This is a genomic window from Anaeromyxobacter sp. PSR-1 (genome assembly GCF_000964525.1).
GTDB lineage: Bacteria > Myxococcota > Myxococcia > Myxococcales > Anaeromyxobacteraceae > Anaeromyxobacter.
Genome location: NZ_BAZG01000163.1, coordinates 1 through 10,029, shown reverse-complemented (window position 1 = coordinate 10,029; position 10,029 = coordinate 1). Strand labels below are relative to the sequence as shown.

The following is a 10,029-nucleotide window of genomic DNA, read 5'->3' as shown; positions in this document are numbered from 1 at the left end:
CGGGCGCTCGGCGCGCTCGCCCTCGCCCTGTCCGCCGGCGTGCTCGGCGTCACCGCCCGCCGGGTGGCGGGCGGCGTCGGCGCCGAGGGGCTGCTCATGCCGCCCTGCACCGTGCTGCTCGGGGCGGTGCTGCTCGCCAGCGCCGCCGCGGCCGCGTGGCGCGGGGCGTGGTGTGGCGCGGCACGTTCTACCCGCTGGNGTCGCTGCGGCAGGGCTGCCTGCGGCGCACGGACCTCCCTGCGGCGGGCGCGGCCGGCTGGCCGCACGCCCCGGCCGAGCGGCGCGGCGGAGCGCGCCGTGACGCCGCTTCGGTATAGGTTTCGCGCGAATGCTCGGCCCGACCATCTACACCGAGGTGTCCGTCCTCGCCGCCTGGGACGAGACGGCGCCGTTCCGCGGCCTCCGCCTGGCGCTGCCCCCCGCGCTGGCGCGCGCCCATCGCGCGCCCGGACAGGTGGTGAAGGTCCGGACGACGGCCGGCGAGGGCTTCTTCGCGCTGGCGAGCGCGCCGTCGCCCGACGCGGTGGTGGACCTGCTCGTGAAGCGGGGCGGCAAGGTGGCCGACGCCGCCATCGCCGCGGCCGCGCCCGGCGCGACGCTCGCCATCACCGAGCCGTTCGGGAAGGGGTTCCCGGTCGAGGAGGCCGCCGGGCGCGACGTGCTCCTGTTCGCGGCCGGCTCCGGCATCGCCCCGATCCGCGCGGTGGTGCAGCACGTGCTCGCGCACCGCGACGCGTTCCGCCGCGTGACGCTCTTCTACGGCCAGCGCCACGGCGCCGAGTTCGCCTACCGCGCCGAGCACCTCGCCTGGGAGCGCGGCGGCGTGCGGCTCGTGCTCTGCCCGTCCGGCGAGGACGACGCCTGGCCCGGCGTGCGCGGCCGGGTGCAGGAGGTGGCGCGCGCGCTCGCGTTCGGCGGCACGCCGCCGGAGGAGACCGTCGCGTTCGTGAGCGGGATGACCGCCATGGTGGACGACGTGCGCCGGGTCCTCGCGGGCGCCGGCATCCCGCCGCAGCACGTGTTCGCGAACTTCTGAGCGCCCAGGGGGAGCCGGTGACCGCAACGCCCGACAGCGACCTGCACGCCCGTCGCCTGCTGCTCGTGCTGGTGGTGCTCGCGGTGCTCCTCGCCGGCTGGCTGGTGAAGCCGTTCTGGGTGGCGCTCTTCCTCGCGGCCGTGCTCACCGCCGCGCTGCGGCGCTGGATGGAGTGGCTCTCGGGGCGGCTGCGCGGGCGGCGCTCGCTCGCGGCCGGGCTGCTCACCGTGGGCGTGCTCGTGGCGCTGGTGGTGCCGGTGGCGGCGCTCGGCACGGTGCTGGTCTCGGAGGCGATCGACGGGATCCAGTGGATCCGGAGCGCGCTGCAGAGCGAGGGCGTGTGGGGGCTGGTGAGCCGCCTGCCCGGGCCGGTCGAGGCGCTGGCGCACCGCGCGGTGGCCGCGCTCGGCGACCCGCAGCGGCAGCTCCAGCAGCTCGCCGGCCAGGGCGGCCAGGCCGCCGCCGCGGTGGGCGGGGTGCTGGCCGCGACCGGCACCTTCGTGCTCCAGGCCGCGATGATGCTCATCGCGCTGTTCTTCTTCCTGGTGGACGGGCAGCGGCTGGTGGCGTGGGTGGACGGGCGCGTGCCGCTCCGCGCCGGCCAGTTCCTCTCGCTCGTCGAGGAGTTCCGGCGCACCAGCCTGTCGGTGCTCGTCGCCACCGCCGCGACCGCCGGGATCCAGACCTCCGCCGCGCTCGCCGGCTACCTCATCGCGCGCGCGCCCAACCCCGTGTTCCTCTCCGTGCTCACGCTGGTGGTGGCGCTCATCCCCGCGGTGGGCGCGACCGCCATGGTGCTCGCCATCGCGGTGCTGCAGCTCGCCACCGGCCACACGGTCTCCGGGATCTTCCTCGCGATCTGGGGCGGGGTGGTGGTGTCGCTGGTGGACAACGTGGCCCGGCCGTACCTGCTCAAGGGCGGGATGGAGCTGCACGGCGGCGTGGTGTTCTTCGCGCTCATCGGCGGCCTCGCCGTGTTCGGCGGGATCGGCCTCATCCTCGGGCCGCTCGTCGCGACGTTCCTCGTGACCGTCCTCAACATGTACCGGCGCGAGTTCGGGAAGCCGTCCGTCGCGGACGCGCCCGCCGGCGCGCCGCCCGGCGCCGGCTGAGCCGCACTCAGCCCGCGGCCGGGCGCCGGCCCGCGCGCGGGCGCTTGCCCTCGAGCACCTCCGACAGGTGATCGAGGAACACCCGGACCTTCGGCAGGAGGTGGCGGTTCGGCGCGTACAGGGCGTGCATGGGGCGCGCCTCCAGCGGATGGCTCTCGAGCACCTGCACCAGCGCGCCGCTCGCGAGCGCGCCCGCCACCACGAAGTCGAACAGCGCCACGATGCCCTTCCCGGCGATGGCCGCGTCGCGCAGCGCCTCGGCGTCGTCCGAGTGGAACGGCCCGTCCACCTCCACGTCGAAGGTCCCCTCCCCGGTGACGAAGCGGAACGGGTCCGGTCGCCCCTGGTGCAGGTAGCCCAGGCAGGCGTGCCGGGCGAGGTCGCGCGGCGCGCGCGGCCGGCCGCGGCGGCGCAGGTAGGCGGGCGCGGCGCACGCCAGGATCCGGCGCTCGCCCAGCCGGCGCGCGATGAGCGTCGAGTCGGACAGCCGCCCCATGCGCACGGTCACGTCGATCCCCTCCGCCACCGGATCCACGAACGTGTTGCGCAGCGTGAGCGCGATGCGCAGGTCCGGGTGCCGCTCCAGCAGCCGCGGCAGGGTGGGGGCGATCACGGTGCGTCCGAGCGCGACCGGCGCGTCCACCCGCAGGAGCCCCGAGGGACGGGCGGCGCTCCGCGCGATCGCGTCCTCCGCCTCCCGGAGCTCCTCCAGGATGCGCTGGCAGCGGTCGTGGAACGCGCGCCCATCGTCCGTCAGCGAGAGCGCGCGGGTGGTGCGCGCGAGCAGCGGCACGCCCAGGGCGCGCTCGAGCTGCGCCACGCGGCGGCTAACGGCCGACGGCGAGAGCCGCAGCCGGCGGGCGGCGGCGGCGAAGCTGCCGGCGTCCACCGTGGCCGCGAACAGCTGGAGCGAGGCGAGCGAGAGCATGATTCGTGCGGATCTAGCACGAGTGCCCTTCGTGCGCCGGCCGTCGCGCGCGGGCGGCACGAATCGCATGCTCCCTCGCCCGCGGCCACGACGCGCCGCGGACGAAGGAGACGACATGAAGGCGTGGATCATCGACGGGAAGTTCGGGCTGGACGCGCTGCGGCTGGCCGAGCGCGAGACGCCGCGGCCGCGGGCGGGCGAGGTGCTGGTGCGCGTGCGCGCCGCCTCGCTCAACTACCGCGACCTGGGCGTGGTGGAGGGGTTCTACTTCCCCGATCAGCCGCTCCCGCTGACCCCCGGCTCGGACGCCGCGGGCGAGGTGGTGGCGGTGGGCGAGGGGGTCACCCGGGTTCGCGCCGGCGACCGCGTGGCGCTCGCGTTCTACCAGGGGGCCTGGATCGGCGGCGGGCCGGACCGGGCGGCGCTGGGCACCCGCACGCTCGGCGGCCCGCGCCAGGGCGTGCTGGCCGAGTACGCCATCGCCGACGCCGAGGGCGTGGTGCGCTACCCCGAGCACCTCACCTTCGGCGAGGCCTCCACGCTCCCCATCGCCGGCGTGACCGCCTGGCAGGCGCTCTTCACCGAGGCGCAGGTCGGCCCCGGCAGCGTGGTGGTGGTGCAGGGCACCGGCGGCGTGGCCGCGTTCGCGATCCAGCTCGCCCGGGCCGCCGGCGCGCGCGTCCTCGTCACGTCCCGCAGCGCCGCGAAGCTGGAGCGCGCCCGCGCGCTCGGCGCGCACGAGGCCATCGACACCTCGGCCACGCCCGCGTGGGACGAGCGGGTGCTCGCGCTGACCGAGGGGACCGGCGCGGACGTGGTGGTGGACGTGGCCGGCGGGGACCTGCGCCGGTCGGTGAACGCGCTGCGCTTCGGCGGCCAGGTCAGCCTGGTGGGCCTGCTGGGCGGGACGACCGCGCAGCTCGAGGTGGTGCCGGTCATCCAGCGGCGGGCGCGGATTCAGGCCATCAGCGTGGGCAGCCGCGAGATGTTCGAGGCGCTCGACCGGCTGGTGGGGCTGCACCGCCTGCGGCCCGCCATCGCGCGGACGTATCCCTTCGAGCGCGCGGACGAGGCGCTCGCCGCGCTCCGGGCCGGCGAGCACGTCGGGAAGATCGTGGTGGACGGCGCAACCACGTAGGGGCGGCGCCGCGCGACTCCGAGGCCGGTCTCGCCGCGGCGCGACCGGCCTCGCACACGCGCCACCGGCCGCGCACCTCTCGGCACCCGCCGTGAAGCACGGCCCCGCCCGCCCCGTTCCCGTGGACGCGGGACACGGCTACAGTGCGCCGCCATGAACCCCATCCGCCTCGTCCTGGCGCTCGCCTTCGCCCTGCCCCTGCTTCCGCAGCCGGCCCGCGCGCAGGTCAGCGCCCAGCTCCGCATCGACCTGCCCATCGCCCCGCGCCTGGTGGTGATCCAGCCCGGCGTCCAGGTGGTGCCCGAGTACCAGGACGAGGTGTTCCACCAGGGCGGCTGGTACTGGCTGCGCCGCGACGCCCGCTGGTACCGCGCGCAGTCGCCGCGCGCCGCGTTCGTGATGGTCGATCCGCGCGCGGTGCCGCGCGTGCTCGTGACGCTCGCGCCCGGCCGGTACCGGAACTGGCAGCCCGTGGAGGCCGCGCCGCCGCCGCCTCCTCCGCCGCCGCAGTACCGCCCCGCGCCGCCGCCGCCCGAGTACCGTCCCGCGCCGCCCCCGCCCCCGCCGCGCTACGCCCCCGCGAACGTGGTCCGCGCCAAGGCGCTGAACGCCGGGTACGTGCGCGCCCGCGTCATCTACGCGAAGGAGGTCCGCGCGTACGAGGGCCGCATCGGTCGCATGGTGCGGGACGACGAGTGGAAGCGCGGCATGCGCAAGCACGGCGGCGGCCGCATCGAGGCCGACGAGCTCGAGGCCGACGTGATCTACGCGAAGGAGGTCAACGCCGACTGGATCGACGCCGAGGTGATCCACGCGAGGGAGATCCGGATCGGCGAGTCCGACGACTAGGGCGGCGCGCCGCCACGCGCCGGTCCTCGCCGAGCGGCGCCGCTACGCGCCCCTGCCGGTGAACGGCGCGCCGTCCAGCAGCCAGGTGAGCCCGTCCGGCGCGCGCCCGAAGACGGTCAGGTGGCCGCCGTGGACGCAGCGGAGGTGGTGGAAGGCGCAGAGCGCCACCTGGTTCTCCGCCTCGTCCCCGCCGCCGTGCGAGCGGAACAGCACGTGGTGCGAATGGGCGGCGCGGTGGCTGCAGCCCGGCACCTGGCACCAGCCCAGGTCGCGCTCCCGCACGCGCTCCGAGCGACTCGGCGGGCGCCTCAGCACGTGCTCCCACTGCGTGAGGAAGTGCGCGGCCAGGACGGCGAGGCACGATCCCGCGGGCACGAGGCGCCCCACGCGCTTGCGGACCGTCTCGAGGGCGGCGGCGAGGAGCACGGCAACCCGGCGGGGCAGCGGGACCGAGACCTTCCGCTGCGCACGCAGCTGCCGCTCCCGCTCGCCCTCGACCGCGCGCCGGAGCGCGACGCAGGTCATGGCCTTCGCCCGCGGGATCCAGGCCGCGATCTCGCCCTCCGGCAGCCGCGCCAGGATCCGGCGCCGCTCGTAGGAGACCCCCTGCCGGCGCGCCTCGCGGAGCCCCGCCGACCGCGCCAGCCGCTCCTCGTGCTCGGCCCGCTGCTCCACCGCGCGCGGCGGCAGCCGCAGCCGCTCCTCGACGTAGTGGCGGAAGCTCGCGAACCCGAGGCGCAGGTGCATGCCGCTCCGGCGGACCGCGTACGCGCACGCACCCATGACCTCCTCCAGCGTGGCCCGTGCCGCGGCGAGCTCGCGGAGCGTCCGGTCGATCTCCTGCGCGGTCGCGCCCTCGTCGAAGCGCACCTCCGGCGCCGGCCAGTCCGCGACCGGCGCGAGCAGCGGCCAGCGCTCCGGCTCCGCCTCGAGCGCGGCCCGGCGCGCCCGGTCGCCCTGAACCGGCCGCAGGAACTCCGGCCCCAGCGGGCGCGCGCCGTCGCGATCGCCGTCGGTCGAGAACTCCGCCAGGTACTCCTGCGCCAGCGCCTCGAGCCGCTCGGCCCGGGTCGAGCCCGGCAGGCTCCGCCCCGCCGCCTCCAGCGCGGCGTCCACGACGAGCCGCTCATGCTCGGGCAGCTGCGTGCGCAGCGTCACCCACGCCTCCTCGTCGGCGTCGTCGCCCGTACGCCCCGCCCGCCGGACCGCCTCCTCCAGCTCCCGCACCGTCTGCCGGGCCGCGCGCTCCACCCAGAACGCCTCCGCCCCCGTCGCCACCGCGAGCACGGTCTCCGCCGCGCGGAGCCCGACCCGCCCCGCCCGCAGCGCCTCGTGCAGGCGCGCGCGCGCGCCGAGCCCGTCCCCGAGTCGCGCCAGGCCCTCCGCCGCGCGCTTCCCGATCCCGAGGACCTCGCGCGCGTAGTCGTCGAGGTGGTAGCCCAGCGCCGCGAGCCGGTCGCCCCGGCGGAGCGCCGCCAGCCCCTCCGCGATCGCGACGTCGATCGCGCCGTGCCCCCGCGACGCCCAGGCCAGGATCTGCTCGCAGTCGTCCGCCTCCGGCTCGCCGCCGCGGAACCAGCGATCCAGCTCCGCGCGGCTGTACGGGAGCAGCTCGCGGAGCGGCAGGAACGCGTGCTCCGCCCCGGCGGTGCCCGGCAGGTCCGCGGCCCCGAGGCCGGCGATGGGAGCGGCGTCCATGCGCGAACTGTCGCACGCGCCTCTGACACGCACCGTGAAACCCCGAAGGAGCGTGCGAGCGGCGTCTCCGCCGCGCGCGGGGGCCTCGACCCGCTCACGCCTTCCGCGCCGCGATGGGCGTGACCGCGTAGTGCCGCATCTCGCGGATGCAGGGCACGAACGCGCGGATCGGCTCGAGGAAGGAGCGGAACAGCGGCGAGCCGCGGAAGCCCTGGAGGTGCCCCTCGGCCGAGTCCCACTCGATGCGGAGCACGAAGCTCGAGGCCGCCTCGGTGCAGCGGGCCAGCTCGTACGCCAGGCAGTGCGGCGAGGCGTCCAGCGCGCGCCGCGCGCGCTCGTATCCCTCCAGGAACGGCGCCTCCTCGGCGATCTCGTAGCGGATGTACTCGACGATCATCCCCGTCGACTAACGGGGGCGCACCTTCGGTCAAGGTCCCGCCGCGGGGTCGCGAAGCGCGCCGGGGGCCTCGCGCGCGCTAGGCTGACCGGCCGAGTGCATTCGCTCGCGGCCCCGGCGCATGGGCGCCGTGTAGAGTGGCGCCCGGGCGGACCCTCACCTCGGCGCGTCGCACCGTCGTCTCGCCCGTGATCGGACGTGGAGGGAACGATGACGATCAGGCACCTGCTGGTGGCGGCGGTGCTCGTCCCCGCGGCGCTGGTGGTCTCCGCGCAGCAAGACCCGTTCGCGCCGCCGAGCCAGAAGGCGCGAGAGCGGAAGCGGAAGCCGGCGGTGCCGCCGCCCAGCGCGGCGGAGCTCGGCGTCCCCGTCTATCCCGGGGCGCGCTTCGACGGCGACATCTCGGGCGGGATGTCGGGCCCCGACCAGAAGATCTGGGTGTTCTTCACCGACGACGCGCCGGCCAAGGTGGTCGCGTTCTACGAGCAGAAGACCGGCAAGAAGGCCACCGAGTGGGGTCGGGAGAAGTACATGATCCCGCTGGAGGGCGATCCCCCGATGCCCGAGCACGGCCTGACCATCGAGACGCTCGCCGGGAACCCGTTGCTCGGCGACAAGGGGAAGACGGTCGTATCCGTGATGCGCCTGACGAAGACGTAGGCGCCGGAGGAAGCGGTCGGTCCACGGTGCGCGCGGCCACGATCCGGGGCTGCGCGCGCACGGCCGCCGGCCCGTGCCCACATTCTGCGCGACCGCAGCCTGCGCCGGAGCACCCCCGCTCCCGCCCGGCCGGTCCGGAGAGAGCCCATGGACGCCCCGACGCAGACCCCCGCCTCGCTCGTCCACTTCTACGACACGCGCACGCACGCGATCGCCTGCGGGGCGGAGGGCCCCGATCGCCGGTCCACCAAGCACCCGCGCCAGGTGACCTGCCAGTCCTGCGTCGCCCTGTCCGGCGCGTCCCGCGCGCTCGACGACGGCGCCGGCGCGATCTCGTGACCGTTGCGGGGCGCGCGCCTCCCGCCGCGCGGCCCCCGCTCGAGCCGGCGCAGCCAGGACGAGCACAACCCGCTGCGAGCCCGCAGGCGCGCTACGAGAGGTGGCGAAGCTTGTCCGGGTTCCGGACAGCGTAGATCCCCACCACGAGCCCGTCGCCGATCTCGATCGCCACGGTCTCGACGCCGTCGGGACCGTGCACGAGGAAGCCCGGCATGCCGTTGATCCAGGCGGGCTGGTACGCCGACGCAGGGGGGAAGGCGGGGCTCTTCAAGACCTTCTCGAAGAACCCCACGATGGCGGCCCGGCCCTCGATCGGCTGGAGCACCGCCGCGCGCTTGCCGCCGCCGTCCGCGTAGAACACGGCGTCCTCGGCGAGGAGCTTCGAGAGCGTCCCGAGATCGCCGCTGGTCAGCGCCGCCTGGAACGCGTCGGCGAGCCGCCGCGCCTCCTCGTCGGACGCGCGGAAGCGCGGTCGCGCCTCGCGCACGTGCCCCCGCGCGCGCGCCGCGAGCTGGCGGACCGCGGCCTCGGAGCGCTCCAGCACGCCCGCGACGTCCGCGAACCCCATGTCGAAGACGTCGTGGAGCAGGAACGCGGCGCGCTCCAGCGGCGAGAGGCGCTGCAGCGTGACGAGCAGCGCGAGCGAGAGGTCGTGCGCCAGCCCCGTGCCCTCCTGCTCGACGAGCGGCTCCGGGAGCCACGTCCCGACGTACTCCTCCCGCCGCGCGCGCGCGGAGTTCAGCCGGTCCAGGCAGAGCCGCGTGACCGTGCGGATGAGGAACGCGCGCGGCGACTCGACCCCCTCGCGCGCCGCGCCGTTCCAGCGCAGGAACGCGTCCTGGACGATGTCCTCCGCCTCGGCCACCGAGCCGAGCATCCGGTAGGCGACCTGCACCAGATCGGCCCGGTGCGGCTCGAAGTCCCTGGCCGCGTCCGTCACGCCGCCGCCCCCCGCACCACCGCGACCGGGAGGTCGCCCACGTGCACGCGCTGGCAGGCCTTGCCGTGGCCCATCGCGTACTTGAGGGTCGGGTAGAGCCGGCCCGCGTTGATCGCGAACGCCAGCGCGATGAGCGCGCGCGGACCCCAGCGCCCCACGATCTCCTCGCGCAGCCCGTCCGCCTCCGGCGCGTGCGCGAGCACCGCGCGCGCGTAGCGGACGCCCAGCCGCACGTCCTCCGGCATCCGCGCCAGGTCGTTCGAGAGCACCGCCTGGAGCACGTCCGCCGGGACCCCGCGCTCGAGCGCCATCGAGACCCCGAGCTGCGTGCACGGCCCGCAGTCCTCGCTCGCCGTGACCACGATCCCGACGCAGAAGTGCACCGCCTCCGGGACGTCGCGCTTGTAGTACCCGAGCTTCGCCGCCGTCATGAACATGCGGAACGCCTTGAGGTCGGTGTCGAGCAGCTCACGGACGTAGCCGGCGTCGTAGTCGTACTGCTTCTCGAACGCGGCCAGCTGCCTGCGGATCAGCCACTTCAGCATGTGCGGTCTCCCATTCCGTCGATTTACTCCCAAGACGAGCGGGGAGCGCGCGGTGTGACATGGCCGAGGACGGCCCTCGCGGCTCGCTTGGGTGTACGGGCGAAGATGTGGCGGCGGGGCGAGGGCGTGCGTGGCGCCCCGCTCGTGCGCGCGGGATGGGACGGAGAGCCGTCGCGGGGACGCGCGTGTGCGGGTGGTCGGCCGCCGCATCGCGCCCCGGCGTCGACGTGAGCTCGCGGGCGGGGCGCGCACGCATCTGCCCGCGAGGGCGCCGTGGTTCGTCGGCGCGTGCGCGGGGAACGGGCGGCCAGCTCGCGCACGACGTCGGTGTTGGCCGGTTCATCCTCGCGTGCGCAGGGAACGCTCGTCGCGCTCGCATGCCCCAAT

At 76.0% G+C, this 10,029-nt stretch carries 11 protein-coding genes; 6 read left to right on the top strand and 5 right to left on the bottom strand.

Features of this window, described 5'->3' with window-relative positions:
- Window positions 1–328 precede the first annotated feature (328 nt).
- Together PSR1_RS18360 and PSR1_RS18355 are read left to right on the top strand one after the other, a co-directional pair.
- The gene (locus tag PSR1_RS18360; protein ID WP_059438890.1) at window positions 329–1,036 is read left to right on the top strand and encodes an oxidoreductase; all 708 of its coding nucleotides are present in this window, start codon (window positions 329–331) and stop codon (window positions 1,034–1,036) included.
- A 17-nt stretch (window positions 1,037–1,053) separates the two neighbouring features.
- Window positions 1,054–2,148, top strand: a complete 1,095-nt coding sequence (locus PSR1_RS18355) for an AI-2E family transporter (RefSeq protein ID WP_059438889.1) — start codon at window positions 1,054–1,056, stop codon at window positions 2,146–2,148.
- Between the two features lie 7 nt (window positions 2,149–2,155).
- Here PSR1_RS18355 and PSR1_RS18350 read toward each other — a convergent pair whose 3' ends face one another.
- Window positions 2,156–3,076: a LysR family transcriptional regulator gene (locus tag PSR1_RS18350; RefSeq protein ID WP_059438888.1), complete on the bottom strand. Its 921-nt coding sequence runs from the start codon at window positions 3,074–3,076 to the stop codon at window positions 2,156–2,158.
- A 115-nt stretch (window positions 3,077–3,191) separates the two neighbouring features.
- On the opposite strand from PSR1_RS18350, the gene PSR1_RS18345 reads away from it, so the two are divergent.
- Window positions 3,192–4,214, top strand: coding sequence for an NAD(P)-dependent alcohol dehydrogenase (locus PSR1_RS18345; protein ID WP_059438887.1), 1,023 nt, complete (start codon window positions 3,192–3,194; stop codon window positions 4,212–4,214).
- A gap of 153 nt (window positions 4,215–4,367) precedes the next feature.
- Window positions 4,368–5,063 (top strand): hypothetical protein, encoded by a 696-nt coding sequence (locus tag PSR1_RS24235; protein WP_059438886.1) that lies wholly within the window; start codon window positions 4,368–4,370, stop codon window positions 5,061–5,063.
- Between the two features lie 42 nt (window positions 5,064–5,105).
- Here PSR1_RS24235 and PSR1_RS18335 read toward each other — a convergent pair whose 3' ends face one another.
- Both PSR1_RS18335 and PSR1_RS18330 read right to left on the bottom strand, forming a co-directional pair.
- Entirely contained in the window at window positions 5,106–6,761 is a 1,656-nt protein-coding gene (locus PSR1_RS18335; RefSeq protein ID WP_059438885.1) for an HNH endonuclease signature motif containing protein, read from the bottom strand.
- A 94-nt stretch (window positions 6,762–6,855) separates the two neighbouring features.
- Window positions 6,856–7,158, bottom strand: a complete 303-nt coding sequence (locus PSR1_RS18330) for an antibiotic biosynthesis monooxygenase (protein ID WP_059438884.1) — start codon at window positions 7,156–7,158, stop codon at window positions 6,856–6,858.
- A 210-nt stretch (window positions 7,159–7,368) separates the two neighbouring features.
- Here PSR1_RS18330 and PSR1_RS18325 point away from each other — a divergent pair, with 210 nt between their 5' ends.
- Both PSR1_RS18325 and PSR1_RS18320 read left to right on the top strand, forming a co-directional pair.
- Window positions 7,369–7,818: a hypothetical protein gene (locus tag PSR1_RS18325; RefSeq protein WP_059438883.1), complete on the top strand. Its 450-nt coding sequence runs from the start codon at window positions 7,369–7,371 to the stop codon at window positions 7,816–7,818.
- A 147-nt stretch (window positions 7,819–7,965) separates the two neighbouring features.
- On the top strand, window positions 7,966–8,157 hold the full coding sequence (locus tag PSR1_RS18320) for a hypothetical protein (RefSeq protein WP_059438882.1): 192 nt from the start codon (window positions 7,966–7,968) through the stop codon (window positions 8,155–8,157).
- Window positions 8,158–8,248: 91 nt separating this feature from the next.
- On the opposite strand, the gene PSR1_RS18315 is transcribed toward PSR1_RS18320, so the two are convergent.
- Both PSR1_RS18315 and PSR1_RS18310 read right to left on the bottom strand, forming a co-directional pair.
- Window positions 8,249–9,097: a sigma-70 family RNA polymerase sigma factor gene (locus PSR1_RS18315; protein ID WP_059438881.1), complete on the bottom strand. Its 849-nt coding sequence runs from the start codon at window positions 9,095–9,097 to the stop codon at window positions 8,249–8,251.
- Window positions 9,094–9,642 (bottom strand): hypothetical protein, encoded by a 549-nt coding sequence (locus tag PSR1_RS18310; protein ID WP_059438880.1) that lies wholly within the window; start codon window positions 9,640–9,642, stop codon window positions 9,094–9,096. The genes PSR1_RS18315 and PSR1_RS18310 overlap by 4 nt, the downstream gene beginning before the upstream one ends.
- Window positions 9,643–10,029 lie beyond the last annotated feature (387 nt).